The sequence below is a fragment of the Nisaea acidiphila genome (assembly GCF_024662015.1).
Taxonomy (GTDB): domain Bacteria; phylum Pseudomonadota; class Alphaproteobacteria; order Thalassobaculales; family Thalassobaculaceae; genus Nisaea; species Nisaea acidiphila.
Map to the genome: position 1 here is coordinate 4138912 of NZ_CP102480.1, position 14876 is coordinate 4153787.

The 14876-nt window shown below is 63.0% G+C and carries 15 protein-coding genes; 10 read left to right on the plus strand and 5 right to left on the minus strand.

Annotated elements, in window-relative coordinates; all coding sequences use genetic code 11:
- Positions 1-26: 26 nt before the first annotated feature.
- Both NUH88_RS19315 and NUH88_RS19320 read right to left on the minus strand, forming a co-directional pair.
- Positions 27-1247 (minus strand): BtaA family protein, encoded by a 1221-nt coding sequence (locus tag NUH88_RS19315; protein ID WP_257768261.1) that lies wholly within the window; start codon positions 1245-1247, stop codon positions 27-29.
- A 349-nt stretch (positions 1248-1596) separates the two neighbouring features.
- Entirely contained in the window at positions 1597-1923 is a 327-nt protein-coding gene (locus tag NUH88_RS19320; RefSeq protein ID WP_257768263.1) for a hypothetical protein, read from the minus strand.
- Between the two features lie 63 nt (positions 1924-1986).
- Here NUH88_RS19320 and NUH88_RS19325 point away from each other — a divergent pair, with 63 nt between their 5' ends.
- Both NUH88_RS19325 and NUH88_RS19330 read left to right on the plus strand, forming a co-directional pair.
- The gene (locus NUH88_RS19325) at positions 1987-2682 is read left to right on the plus strand and encodes a S1C family serine protease (RefSeq protein WP_257768265.1); all 696 of its coding nucleotides are present in this window, start codon (positions 1987-1989) and stop codon (positions 2680-2682) included.
- A gap of 235 nt (positions 2683-2917) precedes the next feature.
- Entirely contained in the window at positions 2918-3724 is an 807-nt protein-coding gene (locus NUH88_RS19330) for an enoyl-CoA hydratase/isomerase family protein (protein WP_257768266.1), read from the plus strand.
- Between the two features lie 137 nt (positions 3725-3861).
- Here the strand turns inward: NUH88_RS19330 and NUH88_RS19335 are convergent, their stop codons facing one another.
- Complete coding sequence (locus tag NUH88_RS19335) at positions 3862-4326, minus strand: VOC family protein (protein WP_257768267.1); 465 nt, start codon at positions 4324-4326, stop codon at positions 3862-3864.
- Between the two features lie 312 nt (positions 4327-4638).
- Between NUH88_RS19335 and NUH88_RS19340 the strand changes: the two genes are divergently transcribed.
- From NUH88_RS19340 to NUH88_RS19350, 3 genes are all read left to right on the plus strand, one after another.
- Positions 4639-5118 (plus strand): hypothetical protein, encoded by a 480-nt coding sequence (locus tag NUH88_RS19340; protein WP_257768269.1) that lies wholly within the window; start codon positions 4639-4641, stop codon positions 5116-5118.
- A gap of 234 nt (positions 5119-5352) precedes the next feature.
- Entirely contained in the window at positions 5353-6072 is a 720-nt protein-coding gene (locus NUH88_RS19345) for a methyltransferase family protein (protein ID WP_257768270.1), read from the plus strand.
- An 87-nt stretch (positions 6073-6159) separates the two neighbouring features.
- Positions 6160-7314 (plus strand): SIR2 family protein, encoded by a 1155-nt coding sequence (locus tag NUH88_RS19350; RefSeq protein WP_257768272.1) that lies wholly within the window; start codon positions 6160-6162, stop codon positions 7312-7314.
- Between the two features lie 42 nt (positions 7315-7356).
- Here NUH88_RS19350 and NUH88_RS19355 read toward each other — a convergent pair whose 3' ends face one another.
- On the minus strand, positions 7357-8373 hold the full coding sequence (locus NUH88_RS19355) for a glycosyltransferase family 9 protein (protein ID WP_257768274.1): 1017 nt from the start codon (positions 8371-8373) through the stop codon (positions 7357-7359).
- Between the two features lie 105 nt (positions 8374-8478).
- On the opposite strand from NUH88_RS19355, the gene NUH88_RS19360 reads away from it, so the two are divergent.
- From NUH88_RS19360 to NUH88_RS19380, 5 genes are all read left to right on the plus strand, one after another.
- The gene (locus NUH88_RS19360; protein WP_257768276.1) at positions 8479-8901 is read left to right on the plus strand and encodes a DUF6165 family protein; all 423 of its coding nucleotides are present in this window, start codon (positions 8479-8481) and stop codon (positions 8899-8901) included.
- Between the two features lie 7 nt (positions 8902-8908).
- Positions 8909-10126 carry an O-antigen ligase family protein gene (locus NUH88_RS19365; RefSeq protein ID WP_257768278.1) on the plus strand — a complete coding sequence of 406 codons (1218 nt, stop codon included), beginning with the start codon at positions 8909-8911 and terminating at the stop codon, positions 10124-10126.
- A 68-nt stretch (positions 10127-10194) separates the two neighbouring features.
- Positions 10195-11145, plus strand: a complete 951-nt coding sequence (locus NUH88_RS19370) for a 3-hydroxyacyl-CoA dehydrogenase NAD-binding domain-containing protein (RefSeq protein WP_257768280.1) — start codon at positions 10195-10197, stop codon at positions 11143-11145.
- A gap of 8 nt (positions 11146-11153) precedes the next feature.
- Positions 11154-12404, plus strand: a complete 1251-nt coding sequence (locus NUH88_RS19375) for an NAD(P)/FAD-dependent oxidoreductase (RefSeq protein ID WP_257768282.1) — start codon at positions 11154-11156, stop codon at positions 12402-12404.
- A gap of 156 nt (positions 12405-12560) precedes the next feature.
- Positions 12561-13448: an OmpA family protein gene (locus NUH88_RS19380; RefSeq protein WP_257768284.1), complete on the plus strand. Its 888-nt coding sequence runs from the start codon at positions 12561-12563 to the stop codon at positions 13446-13448.
- Between the two features lie 216 nt (positions 13449-13664).
- Here NUH88_RS19380 and NUH88_RS19385 read toward each other — a convergent pair whose 3' ends face one another.
- A complete protein-coding gene (locus NUH88_RS19385; RefSeq protein ID WP_257768286.1) occupies positions 13665-14771 on the minus strand; it encodes a M14 family metallopeptidase in 1107 nt (368 codons plus the stop codon).
- Positions 14772-14876 lie beyond the last annotated feature (105 nt).

Here is a 14876-nt window from a genome sequence, read left to right on the forward strand (position 1 = left end):
TCTCTCCGGCATCTTCCGGTAGGTGATCAATCCCGGCGGATGTAGAGATGGAAGCCTCCATAAATCGAGGACCGGTCGCGCCGGCAGAGATCTTCCGACTCTTCGGCCCGGTAGTCCCAGCGCTCCAGGATCTCGTCCGGAATCCGACCGGGCAGGGGACTTTCCTCGCCGGCGGTGCGGAAGATGACGCGGGCGCCCGGCGTGGAGGTGCGCAGGATCTCCGACCAGAGCTGGGTAAGCTGCTCCGCGTTCATCCAGTCCTGCGCGTCCAGCAGGATGTAGCGGTCGAAGCTATCCTCCGGGCTCTCGCCGAGGAAATCGGTCATCGAGGCCTGCACCGCATCTACCTTCGGCGCGGTCTCGCGCAGGGTCTCGTAGTTGCTGGCATGCAGATAGCGGGGGATCGCCTGCCGCCTGTGCCGGTCGTAGCCGCGTCCGAATGCCTGCCAGGCGAAGTAATTATCGTCGATCGAGAAGTCGCAGGCGAGCCGCTCAAGGCGCGAGCGCATGAGGCCCGCCATGTCGCCCCCGGCGGAGGCGGAGAGGGCCTCGAACTGCGCCGGCGGAATGCCGAGCCCGTAGAACGAGACCGGCAGGCGGCAGAGGGCGCGGACCATGCGGCTGTCGAAGATCGGGCCGATGATGCTGTCGAACAGGGCGCGCTGTTCCTGCAGGGTTTCCGCCTCCAGGATATGGCGCGGGTTCTTGCCATGCAGGCGCGCGATCAGGTGGAGCAGTCCGATGAAGCGGCCGAGCAGGCCGAACTCGTAGACATTGCGGGTGAACATGTCGATCCGCCGGCCGCGCAGTCCCCGCTTGCTCCAGTAGGCCCGGGTCTCGGCGTCGAGATGCGGCGCGAGGTCGTTGAAATAGACCCGCTTGTTCTCGCGCTCGTCGGCATGGCCGAAGAAACGGAAGAAGGTCTCGTGTTCGGGGAGCTGTTTCAGCGCGGTCAGCTTCAGACGGGTCAGCGCGATATGGGCCGGATTGAGATCGACGGCCTGGATCCGCGCCGGACGCTCGGTCAGGTAGTTGAGGATGTTGCAGCCGCCGGAGGCAATGGTGAAGACCCGGCTTTCCGGCGTCAGCTGCAGGGCTTCCAGATCGACTTCCGGGTCTTCCCAGATCTGCGGATAGACGAAGCCCTTGAAGGCCATCGTGAACATCCGGTCGAGGATGCCGCGTTTGGTGAGTTTATGACTCTTGCCGGCAGTGACTGCGTTCTGAAGCAGGGGGTTGGCGGTCATGGATGCGAACTCTCCCGGATGGCGCGGCGCCGGGCGGGTGATGCCGGGCCGGTCCATGCTTGGCCAAACCTCTTACGGGATTCGTGTTTCAGCTTTGTTGCGGCTTTGTTGAAGGACGGTGGCGAGAGGTTTCCTGCCGGATCTCCAAAATGCAGTATCGAATGCAAAAGCATCACTTTAAGAAAATTCATTATCATATTGTAAAATAGTAATTATCGACGAATGGAGGTTTTGCGCCCTGGTGTCCGGTGTCGGGGCCGCCGTCTCATCGGGCATCCGCCAGTCTTGTCCGAAAACAGCAAAGAACCCTGAGCCGCCGGCCGATCGGCCAATGCTGGCGAATCGCCTCTCAGGTGCGTCCGTGCGCGGCCAGTGCGGCGCGGCCCGACCGGGTCGCTTCCACCATCGCGCCTGTACCGGCGACGTGTCGCCGGGCCACGAGCCCGCGATCGACCGCTTCCTCCCAGACCGTGAGCCGCGGACAGGAGGTGCGCCAGGCCTCCATCACCTCGCTGTAGAGACGCGGAGTCGCGGCGACCCACTCGACGAGGTCCAGGATCAGCGGCAAGGGGGGATCGGTGGGGGCATCGCTCATGGTGGTTTCCTCCGTCGGCGCGATGGGCGATCCTAGCGCGGAAACGGGCACGGAGCTGCAAACGCGGTTTCGTGACTGCAATCCGGGTTGCGCGACCTGCGGACAAAGTTGCGCCGCCTGGGGTGGCGGGAGGAGACGGTTTCGATGAAAGGTATATGGCGGTGGGCCGGGACCGCGCTGCTTATCCATGCGCTCTTGTTTTGGCCCGGCATTGCGGCGGCGCAGACCGATGCCCGCGCGGCCTGGTCGGTGGCCTCGCCCTCGATCTTCGAGGTGGAGCCGACCTGGCCCGGCTATGCGCGCCCGGGCTTCGGCGCCCCCGCCGGAACGGCGCCGGAAGGCACCGGCATAGCGGTGCTGAAGTCCGGCGTCATCGCGACGGCGCTGCATGTGGTCGCCAAGGCGACCGAGATCCATGTCCGCGCGCCGGACGGTACAGTCCTTCCGGCCGAACTGCTTCGTGCCGATCCGCGCACCGATCTTGCCTTCCTGAGGATCGATGCCGAGACGGTGCCGATCCGCCTTGCTGAGGACCGCCCCGAGACCGGCGCACCGGTCTGCGCGCTCTCCAATGCCTTTGGACTCGGTATCGGGATCACCTGCGGCGTCGTTTCGGCCAATCGCCGTTCCGGCGTCGGCTTCAACCGGGTGGAGGATTTTCTGCAGACCGACGCCGCACTCAATCCCGGCTCATCCGGCGGCGCGCTGGTCGATCTCGAGGGCCGGCTGGTCGGCCTGCTCTCGGCCATCTTCACGAAAGATTCGGACGCCAATATCGGCGTGAATTTCGCCGTCTCGACCGAGCTGCTGCTGAAGAGCGTGCCGCCGGAGCTGCGCTAGTTATTCTGTTTCACAACCAGTTTGAAGTCGTCATCCCCACGGCAGTGGGGACCCAGGGAAGACGGGCCCGGCTCTACGATCCCTGGGTCCCCGCGTTCGCGGGAATGACGACCTCAGACTGGGAAGATGAGGCGTTTCGCTCCGCACCGGAGAGAGTGAGTTGCGCGGCTCCACACTTGCCCCGTGCGCCCGAAGCCGGGAGACTGCGGCCGAAATCAAATACGGAGGAAACAAGATGACCGCCCTGCTGCCCGGCCCGTTCGAGACGCTGACCCTGGAGCATCCGTCCGAGCATGTGCTGCTGCTCACCCTCGACCGGCCCGACCGCGGCAACGCGCTCAATACCCAGATGGGCTTCGACCTGCGCGATCTCTTTACCGAGCTCTACCGCGACCAGCGCGGCATCCGCTGCATCGTGGTCACCGGCCGGGGCGAGAAGATCTTCTGCGCCGGCGGCGATCTGAAAGAGCGCAACAACATGAGCGACGAGGCCTGGCAGACCCAGCACGCGCTGTTCGAGCAGGCGGTGCGCGCGATGAAGGATTGCCCGATCCCGATGATCGGTGCGATCAACGGCGCCGCCTTCGCGGGCGGCCTCGAGATCGCGCTTTGCTGTGACTTCATCTATATCGCTCCGAACGCCCGTTTCGCGCTGACCGAGGTGACCCTCGGCATCATGCCGGGCGCGGGCGGCACCCAGAACCTGCCGCGCGCGGTCGGCGTCCGCCGGGCCAAGGAAATCATCCTGACCGGTACGCCGTTCAATGCGGAGCAGGCGATGGAATGGGGACTCGCGAACAAGCTCAGCGAGGCGGGCGAGGTGGTCGACGACGCGCTGGCGACGGCGGAGAAGATTGCCTCCAACGCGCCGATCTCCACCCGCCAGGTGAAGAAGGCGATCGACGTCTCGACCCAGCTCGACCTCCATAACGGCTACGCCTTCGAGATCGAGGCCTATAACCGCATGGTCCCGACCGAGGATCGGCTGGAAGGGGTCAGGGCCTTCAACGAGAAGCGCAAGGCGGAGTTCAAGGGGAAGTAAGTCCCCTAGATCCTGCCTCCAGGTTCGTCATCCCCACGGAAGTGGGGACCCAGGGAAGACGGGCGGCGCTCTACGATCCCCGGGTCCCCGCTTTCGCGGGAATGACAACCTTTGTTTAGGGCGACAGAGGGAGCGGTCTAAAGCCCCGCCCCCGCGCGCCATTCGGAGAGCGGCAGGAAGCTCGGGATCGGGCGCGGCTCTTCCGGCAGCAGCGAGATGAATTCCAGCGAGTGGCCGTCCGGGTCATCGAAATAGACGCTCGCCGCCGGCATCCAGCTCAGCACCACCGGCTCGTCGATGGGCTCCTCTCCGTTCTTCGTCGGGGTCAGACCGGCCGCCTTCAGCCGCTCGACCGAGCGCTCCACGTCCTCCAAAGCCACGTTGAAGGCGATGTGCAGCTTCATCCCCATCGGTGCCGAACCGACGCCCCAGAGCCCGAGCATCGCTTTCTCCGCCTCCGGCACCCAGAAGAAGGCGACGTTGCGATCCTTCACCACGTGGGCCAGCGGCAGGCCGAGCACGTCACGGTAAAAGGCGATCGAGCGGTCGAGGTCGCGGACGGTGAGATGGGCCTCGTAGAGACCCTTGATGGGGACGATCATGCGGGCGTTTTCCTATTTTCAAGTTATTTCTTGAATAATAAAAGGCAAATTGGTCCGACGCAAGATGCTGTTGGGCTGGATCCCTGGCGGACCGGGGGCGAGTGGCTCCTGCACTTGTGATGGCCCCTCGATGCCGCGCGCTTTTCGGCTTTTCAAAAATTAAAATCCCGCGACAGAAAAACAAAAAAATCCTGCTCCTGTATTTAAAGATTTTCGCATGATAGTTGTAGTGCGTTCTTGCGTAATCGACTCGCATTTCGTTGTTTGAGTATTTGCGCTTTAAATTGCTTACTCTTCGATTGGAGAAGGAAAATGGGAAAAGTTTTTGGATTTCTCGCGCTTTTCACAATGTTTCTTGGCGGCCTGGCGGGGCTCAGTCCGGCGAAGGCCGACGATACCCTGATGGTGGTCTGCGCGCAGCAGGGCGGGACCTGCACGGCGCCGACCTCCGGCACGAAGATCTTCTACGGCTATAACGGGGCCGTCGTGACCACGACCAATACGACCGAGGTGCGTTGCAATAACGAGACCTTCGGGCGCGACCCGCTGTCGGGCGAGACCGCCAAGTTCTGCTGGTACTATGTCGATCCCTCGAAGGGATCCTGGGCGACCTGCGCGGACAAGCAGGGCAAGAAGTGCAACTTCACCGGCGCGAAGCTGGTCCGCTACGGCGTTCCGGGCCGCTGGGTCTATGGTGCCTTCATCAACAACGTCACCTGCAGCAACGGAACGTTCAAGGATCCGGCGCATGGCGACACGAAGAAATACTGCGAGGCTTTCACCCCGAGCTGAGGCACCGTCGGCCGCGGCCGGAGAGGCGGGTGCCGTCATACGCCTCCCGTGACCGCCCGCTCTCCGCCCGCGGCGCAGGCAAGTCCTGCGGCCGATCCGTTCCCGGTTCGGTCGCTTTTCTCGTTCGCCGCCTCTCGTGCCGTGGGGAGCGGGAGGAAGAGGTTTCGCGTCCCGCGCGGGTGCGGATAGTTTCGCTTAAGATGGCGCGAGCGGATATGTCGGATGGGGAGTGGCATGCCGGAAGAACGGGGCAGCGAAGGGGGCACACAGGCGGCATTGCCGCGCCATTGGATCAGACTGGCCGCGGTCTATTTCCTGATCCCGGCGATCCTGCTGCTGTGCGGCGGGGAGCCCGGCTGGTGGCAGGCGTGGCTCTATTCCGTTCTGGTCATTGTCGCGGGTCTCGGCGGACGCATCTGGGCGGAACGGCGGCATCCCGGACTGATGGCAGAGCGGCAGGATGCCGGGAATTTCCGCAAGGCCAAAGCCTGGGACAAGGTGCTTGCCCCGCTGATGGCAGTAAGCATCGGCTATCCGCTGGTCATCGCGGCGGGACTGGACCACCGCTTTCAGGGCTCCCCGGACTTTCCGCTCTGGCTGAACCTCGCCGGCTTCCTGCTGATCGCCTTCGGGTACGCTTTCGCGGTCTGGGCACTGGCGGAGAACCGCTTCTTCTTCAGCGTGGTCGTCGTCCGGACGGACCGCGGGCACGTCGTCTGCGACACCGGGCCGTACCGGTATGTGCGGCATCCGGGTTATGCCGGTAACATCTACGCCCTGTTCGGGATCGTTCTCGCCCTGGACTCGCTCTGGACGCTGATCCCCGTGGCGGTGGCGCTGGTCGTTTCGGTGATCAGGACGGAACTCGAGGACCGGACCTTGCAGGAGGAATTGCCGGGGTATCGGGACTATGCGGGGCGGGTGCGGTATCGGCTGGTGCCGGGAATTTATTGAGGGATATATTCCGTACTCTGCGTTGCACTCCATTGATTGCCAAGTGCGAATGAAATTCTTTTTTTGAACTAGAATAGAAAGAAAATCATGCTCCCTAAATTTCGATTGATCATACTTGGCGCCGGTTTCTCGAAGCCTGCCGGGTTTCCGATCGCAGACGAACTATGGAAAGAGATTAGAAGTACAGCGCTTGCATACAGACCAAATGAAAGGGCTTATAAATTTAAAAAGGACCTCGACGAGTATATTGAATTTTACAACAACGCAGATGGAAAAGCGATTTCACCGGACGATGTCAATTTCGAAAAACTCATGCGATTTCTAGATGTTGAGCATTATCTCGGTTTGCGCGGAGGGGATACTTGGAGTTCTGATGGGAACGAGGGCACCATTGTCACGAAATATCTTATCGGGAAGATATTGGCACGGCATGTTAATTCTCTTGTTTCCATACCAGATCTTTACCTTGAATTTGCAAGACGTCTCCAGCCGCATGACGTCATCCTCACGTTCAATTATGACACCTTGTTGGAGCGGGCACTTGATGCGGTCGGCAAACCGTACCGATTGTTCCCGAAGCGGTTTGATAGGGTTAGTGAATATGCCGGCTTTGGTGGCGACGATCGAGATGAAGTAGTTGTCTTAAAAATGCACGGTTCAATCGATTGGTTTGACCGAACAAGTTTTGAACGACGTGTTGATGAACGAAAAAGGCAAAAGGTCTCGCCCCCAACTGATGTAATTTTCTCCGATGAGAAAGCTCTAAATCTGGAGCGCGTGGTTGATGGGCCAAGATTTGAGAATGACCCACTAAAAAATGTGTATCGAGCCAAAAACTTGAAGGCTCTATATGATAAGAAGATTCTTTTCCACGCTACGCCTCGTATCCTTGCGCCTTCTGCAACGAAACTTTTGTATGCAAACGGTCTGAACAATTTCTGGGAAGGAATGCGTGACGCGGGTTATCTAAATTTTGGAATGGCGATTATTGGCTTTTCGCTTCCGGACCACGATGAATATGCGAAACAAATTCTTTATCGGCTAGTTCAGAATTATCAAAAAAATTATTGGAACTCAGATGAGTTTGAGCAAAAGAAGTCGCCTCTCGCCATTGTCGATTTTTTCCGAGATGCGGCATCGGAAGCCAAGTTTATGGAGCGGTATCGTTTCGTTGATTGGTCTCGTGCTTATCTCAGCGGAGATGGGTTTGACGCGGCGTCGCTTGATCGGGTTTTTGCCTGAGAGTTTTACGCTTCGAAGCGGGACGTACTTAACACAGGCGACTCAATTGAGCCCAATCGTCCCCTCAACCGCCGCCACCACATTTCCCACCGGGATCAGCTCCGGGTCCTTCCCACCATACTCCTTCGAATCCACGATCGTCAGCCGCGCGGCGCTCGGGGCGTATTTCGCCGGGTCGTGCTTGCTGAAGAGCGAGACCAGCGGCGCCCCGCCGGTCGCCAGCATGTGGCCGCTGCCGCTGTCATTGGCGAGCGCGGCCGAGAGGCGGCCGGCGAGGGCCATGACGAGCACCGGGCCCTTCAGGTCCGGGCGGCTGTCGCTGCGGTCCCATTCGGGGAAGAGGGCCTCCGGCACCGCCGCGCGCCAGGCCGGGACCTTGGCGGCTTCCTCCGGGCCCGCGAAAAAAACCGGGGTGCGGCCTTTTGCGACCTGTTCCTTCGCGACGGCGAGGAAGTTCGCTTCCGGCCAGACCTTCACCGTATCGCCGGCGCCGGGGGCGATGCCGATATAAGTCGGCCCGTCCGGCAGCAGCTCGGCGGCGAGCGCTTTGTAGTCCGGTGCAACCGGGTCGAAGGCGGGCGGGGCCGACGATGGCGGGGCGGCGAGGTCGGCCAGGAAGGTGAGGGCCTTCAGCAGGTGGCGGTCCGGTTTCGCGTTGCCTTTCGGTTTGGCGTCGGAGAGGAGGAAACCGGCCGCGGGGCTGATGAAGCGGGTGTGGCGGATGCGGCGCGCATTGAGGCTTCGGCGCAGCGTCATCTGGGTGTCGATCACGAGATCGAATTGGCGGCCCTCCAGCGGGCGCGGTGCCCAGGGGAGTAGGGCGCCGAGATCGTCGCCGATCCCCGCATGTTCGATCACCTCGTCGAGCAGGTCCTTCACGACCGGAGCCAGCACCTTCGCGTACATCGACGGGCCGAGGCCGGCGAGCCAGGTGATCTTCGCCTCCGGAAAGCGGGCCCGGAGATCGATCAGAAACGGCAGCTTGAAGAGGCCGTCGCCGATGGTCTCGCCGCAGGAATAGATGAGGACCGTTTCGGGCGTGAGGGAACTGTTCGTCATGGCGGCAAAATCGGTGGTTTGAGGGCGCCGCACTATGACCGATCTTTGCTTCCGAAACCACACGTGCTAGCCAACGCACCACCTGACATTCGCTGGACGGATCCCATGAGCGACACCATCCTCGTTCCCATCGCGCCGGGCGAGCTGCTGGACAAGATCACCATTCTCGAGATCAAGCTGGAGCGGATCGGGGACGCGGCGAAACTGGCCAACGTCCGGACCGAGTTCGATGCGCTCGATGCGGTGCGCCGGGAGACGCTGCCGGCGAGCGCGGAGCTTGCCGACGCGACGGCGCGGCTCAAGGCCGTGAACGAGGAGCTCTGGATGATCGAGGACGATATCCGCGACTGCGAGCGCGGCGGCGATTTCGGCGAGACCTTCGTCTCCCTCGCCCGCGCGGTTTACCGCACCAACGATCGCCGCGCCGCGATCAAGAAGGAGATCAACCTGCTGCTCGGCTCCGCGCTGGTGGAGGAGAAATCCTACAAGGACTATCTCGCCCCCGGGGCCGGAGCGGCAGAGGGGTGACGCGCTCGTGACGGTTTCCGAGAGCGCTGCGGATCCGCGCTTCGCCCGCTTCCGCTTCTGGCTATTGGCGCTGCTCCTGCTGCTTTTCGTACCGGTCGGTATTCTCGCCAAGCAGGCGATGGCCACATTCTTCATCGCCGGCGCGATCCTGCTGCTCGGCGCGGTGGCTCTGGAGCGCCGCCGGCTGCCATTGCCGGAGCGCCCGGTGCTGATCGCCTTCGCGGCGGTCGTGCTGCTTTCTCTTTTGGGGCCTCTTGCGGGCGGTTTCCCGCTCGATATTGCCCGGACGGCTCCAAAGCTCGGTCTGCTGGCGCTGCTGCTGTTGGCGATCTCGGCGGCGCCGGATATCGCGGAGGGGCTGGCGCGCCGGAAACTCGCCCATATCCTCGCCCTGTCGCTTTGCCTCGGCGCGCTGATCTTCGCAATCGAGATCCATTTCGACGCGCCGCTCTACCGGTTCTTCTCCGGAAAGGGGGACGCGGTGGATGTCGCGCCCTCGCGCTTCAACCGGGGCAGCACGGCCCTGGTGCTACTGACCTGGCCTGCCGCCGCCGCGCTCTGGCTGCACGGGCGGCGGATCTTCCCGGCGGTTATCCTGCTGCTCGGCCTCGCCGCCGCTTTCACGGGTGAGTCCGCGTCGGCCGCGCTCGCCGCCGTGGTGGCGCTGCTGCTGTTGCCGCTCGGCCTGCTGCTGCCGCGTTTCACTGCCGCGGCGATCTTCGTCTGTTCCACCTTGCTGATGCTGGCCGCGCCCTGGATCTTCGCGCATGTGCTGACGCTGGTGCCGGACTATCTCCGCCTGTTGCCGCCGTCCTTCGCGGAGCGGCTGGAGATCTGGAACGCCGCCTCCCTCGCGGTGCTGGAGCGGCCCTGGCTCGGGCAGGGGCTGGGGGCGATGCGCTCACTCGCCGTGCCGGAGGCGCTGAGAGAAAGCTACGCGCTCTTCAAGACCTCGACCATCCATCCGCACAATGCCGCGGTGCAGATCTGGCTCGATTTCGGTCTGTTCGGGATCTTGGCGGCGCTGGCGTTGCTCTGGAACCTCATCCAGGCGGCGGGGAGGAGCGCGACGGTCGCACGAGCGGCGGCGCTCTCGGCGCTCGGCGCCGGACTGGTCATCGCCTCCGTCTCCTACGGTCTCTGGCAGGAGACCTGGCTCGGCTTGATCGGCTTCACCATCCTTACCTTCGGCGTGCTCTGCCGCGACGATAGCGCTTCCGACTGATCGCTTTTCCGTCCCGCTGCGCTGGTGTTAAGTGGCGGAAAGAAAACGCGAAGCGTGGGAGGCGCGGCATGGCGAACTATCCGGCGGTCGAAGACATCCGCAAAATCGGCATTCTCGGGGGCGGCACGATCGGCGCGAGCTGGTCGGCATGGTTTCTGGCGCGGGGCTATGATGTAACCGCCTGGGATCCGGGCGAGGGCGCCGAGGCCAAGCTCCGTGCCTTCGTCGACAATGCCTGGCCGCAACTGACCGAACTCGGGCTGAGTGCCGGGGCCGACAAGGCGCGGCTGACATTCGTCGCGACGCCGGAAGAGGCGGTCGCGGGCGCCGATTTCATCCAGGAAAGCGCGCCGGAACGGCTGGACATCAAGCGCGAGCTCTATGCCAGGGTCGACGGGGTGCTTGGGCCGGATGCGATCTTCGCTTCCAGCACCTCCGGCCTCGTCATGAGCGAGATGCAGCAGGGGCTGAAGAGCGCGCCGCGCATGGTCATCGGCCATCCCTTCAACCCGCCGCACCTGATCCCGCTGGTCGAGGTCGTTGCGGGCAAGGAGACCGATCCCGCCGCCGCGGACTGGGCGATGGACTTCTATCGCCATGTCGGCAAGCACCCGATCCGGCTGAAGAAGGAGCTGAAGGGCCATCTCGCCAACCGCCTGCAGGCGGCGCTCTGGCGCGAGGCTCTGCTCGCGGTGAAGGAGGACATCGCCTCGATCGAGGATATCGACGCGGCGATGGCGCAAGGTCCCGGGCTCCGGCTCGCCCTCATGGGGCCGCACATGATCTTCAATCTCGCCGGCGGCAAGGGCGGCATGGCGCATTTCTATGACCATATCGGCCCGGCGATGGAAGCCTGGTGGGAGACCATGCAGGAGACGCCCAAGCTCGACGCTGAACTGCGCGCCGCGCTGATCAAAGGCGTTGAGGAGGAAGCGGCCGGCCGCTCGATCGACCAGCTCGAGGCGGAGCGCGACGGCAAACTTATCGCATTGCTGAAGATGCTGCAGGAGAAGGGATAGGCATTCAGGTGTCCGACGGCTCGAAAAGGATTATTGTCATTGGCGCCGGTATTGTCGGCACCGCGACGGCGCTACGGCTCGCGATGGACGGGCACAAGGTCCGGGTGATCGATCCGAAGCCGCCGGGGCGCGCCACCTCTTTCGGCAATGCGGGCGCGATCGCCAGCGGGGCCGTGACGCCGACCGGCTCGCCGGGCAATTTCAGACAGTTGCCGAAGATGCTGCTGGACCCTGCCGGGCCGGTTTCGATCCGCTGGTCTTATCTGCCGAAATTGGCCCCCTGGCTCATGCGCTTTTTCGCAGCAAGCACGCCGGCGCGGGTCGAACAGATCTCGAAGGAGCTTTGGACCCTGACCGCTCCGGCCGGCGATGCGCATCTGGCGCTGATGAAGGCGCACCGCATCGAGGGCATCGTGAAGCCGCTCGGCTGGCTCAAGGTCTATACGGGCGAGGCTTCGTTCGCCTCGACGAAATTCGAGCGCGGGCTTCTGGAGAAGCGCGGCGTCAACCTCCAGATCCTGAACCGGGACGAATTGCGCCAGTTGGAGCCGGGCCTCGCGCCGACCTTCACCCACGGCGCGTTCCAGCCGGACAATCATTTCGTCACCAGCCCGGTGAAGCTCACAGAGGCGTATGCCGAGGCCTTCACCCGGCTCGGCGGCACGTTTATCGCCGAGCAGGTCCGCCGGTTCGAATTCGACGGGAACCGGGTGAGCCGCGTGATAACGGATCTCGCCATGCACGAGGCCGACGCCGTGGCGGTTTGCACCGGAGCGTGGTCGGCGAGGGTCTGCGCCATGATGGGGCTGAAGGTGCCGCTCGACACGGAGCGCGGCTATCACCTGAACCTGGTCCAGGAGGACGCGCCGAAGCTTGGCCGCCCGGTGGTGATCGGCGATCACGGTTTCGTCCTCGCGCCGATGCAGGACGGCATCCGGCTGACCAGCGGGGTCGAGTTCGCCGGCCTGGACGCTGAGCCGGATTTCACACGTATAAAGCGCATGCTTCCGCTCGCGCGCAAGGCGCTGCCGGGGCTCGGCGGAACCGTCACGCGGGAATGGCTCGGGCACCGTCCCTCGACACCTGACAGCAAACCTGTGATTGGCGCGGCGCCGGAAATACCGAATGTTTTCCTCGGCTTTGGTCACGGGCATCTAGGCCTTACTTTGGCGGCACGGACTGCCGATCTTCTCGCCGGGGAAATCTCTGGGCGCGAGCCTGACATTGACCTCGCGCCGTTCTCGGCCGCCCGTTTCTGAGCCTTTCGTCCAAAATGCCTTATTTATTACGGGTTTCTGACAAAATGACCGTTCAAGATCGGGTGTGACGAAAATCATTGCCCACGGGAACCATTGCGCTAAGAGTCTCGTGGGACTCTTCTAGTCATGCAGGAAGCCACCGAGGAGGGGAGAAGAATGAAAAGCCTTCAAAACCCGGCACTTAAGAAGATTGCTGTCGTTTTCGGAGCTGTGCTGCTGTCCGGTTGCGCCGGCATGCAGCTTGAAAAAGCACGTATGATTGAGCCCAAGGGAGACGAATTCAGCGTGGCGCTGAACAAGGAATATCTGCGCCTGTCCGAGCTCGAGTTCCTCGAGGGTGATTACAAGGATTCGGATAATTTCGCGCTCCGCGCGATGCAGGCCGCCAACAATCAGCCACCGGCGCCGGAAGCGCTGGAAGCCCGCAACCTGCCGGCCGCCCACAAGGGCGAGCTTGCCCAGGCACGGCGTGAACTGGTCGAAGTCATGGGCGCGACGGCGACCAAGAAAGTTCCTGTGAATGCAGCGCAGGCGCAGGCCGCGTTCGATTGCTGGATGCAGGAGCAGGAAGAGAACTTCCAGCCTGACGATATCGCCCGCTGCAAGGCCGACTACATGGCGGCGATGAACGCGATCCGCCTCGCCATGGCGCCGGCCCCCGCGGCGGCCGCTCCGGCTCCGGCACCGAAGGCGCCGCAGCGCATGGCTGCGACCTACACGGTCAATTTCGACTTCGACTCCGATGCGATCACGCCGAAGGCGAGCGCCATCATCGCCGAGGCGGGAATGGCCATCGACGAGATGAAGGCCGGGACCATTATCCTCTCCGGCTACACCGACCGTGCGGGCCCGGCGAGCTACAACATGAAGCTTGCGGATCGCCGCGCGAAATCGGTGCTTGGCGCCCTCGATATCCGCTCGCGGATGAAGGTCGCCGGCAAAGCCGAGATCAAGGTCTATGGCGAGAACAACAACCTCGTGAAGACCGAGGACGGCGTCAAAGAACCAGAAAACCGCCGCGTGAAGATCGAGATCATCCGTTAAGCGGAACTCCATATAGAAACGGAAAGGCCGCCTCCGGGCGGCCTTTTCTTTTTCTCATCGCTCGTTCCCGGATAACCAATCGTCATCCCCACGCAAGTGGGGACCCATGGAAGACGGGCACCGCTCTACGAACCCTGGGTCCCCGCTTTCGCGGGAATGACGGATACTTATGGGGCCGGTGGTAGAAGGCGCCGGCCGGGGCTGGGGGGCGTCCGCTTAGCCGAACTTTTCCAACCCGATCATGGTCTGGCGGATGATCTGGCGGGAGCGCCAGAGCACCATTTCGTACCAGTCGGACATCTGCGGCGAATAGTGGTTGCGGATCTGCTCCTTGATCCGTTTCGTCTCCGGCGCGTTCCAGTCGACCTCGCCCTGGTTGTGCAGCCAGTGGTCCTCTCTGAGCGCGATGCGCCCGCGGTCTGTGCTGTAGGTACCGTATTCCAGCGCGACGTAGGTGTAATCGTCGCCCAATTTCGCGTTCCAGAGCTCGCGCGAAGTGCCGTGCAGGGGGATCGAGGAGGAAGTGCCGAGTTCCGGCACGCCGACGGAATCGCCATACATCTCGACCACGCGCTGCATGCCCTTGCTGCCGGGCAGGTGGGCGCAGATCGGCTCGCCGTAACCGAACGGGCCGAGGCCGGTGTGATAGTCGATCACGGAGACCAGCGCGCGGTCGGCCAGCTTGAAGTCCTCGATGATCTTCTCAAGCGTCTGTCGGGCCCAGGAAGGTCCGAAGCCGCCGAAGAACATGCTGTGCGCATGCTTGTACTGTCCGGCCTTGCGCGCGGCCTGAAAGGCTTTCTCGCCGTGCTTGGCGCGGAAGGCGGCGATCTTGTCCTCGGCGGCTTTCAGTGTCGCCTCGTCGAGCGCCGGCGGAACCAGCGCACCGACCAGCTCGTCATGGCCGGGGTTTTCCGGTACCGGCTTTGAGAAGTCGATGTAGTTGCGGTTGAGGTCGCAGCCTTCGTCGGTGACCCGACGGAGCCAGGCGAAACCGTGCGGGTTGAGCGCGTGGATGTGCAGCGCGGCCATGTCCGCGCCGAGGCCCTGTCGGGCGCCGGAGAGGAACCAGTCGATCTGCGCGCCGGAGCCGCAGAAGCCCTCGACCCCGTGGGTGGCGGAAATCGTCACCAGCACCTTTTTCGCGTCCTTCGGACCGACCCAGGCTGCGTCGCAGGCGAGCGTCTCGCCGTTCGGTCCCTTGTTCGGGTTCTCGTAGGTCGTGACCTCCGCCCCGTCACGCTTCGCGGCGGCGAGTAATCGCTCGCGCGCTTCGGCATAGTCTTTGGAAAAGGCGTGGTCGAGGAATTCCAGGATGCTCATCGGGTCGGGTCCAGGGAGGGCCAGAGGGAGAAAAGGCAGCGGCGGATGCCAGTTTCCGTGGAGACTAGCAAGAGAGGCGGCGCGGACGCCATTTCCGTAACGGAA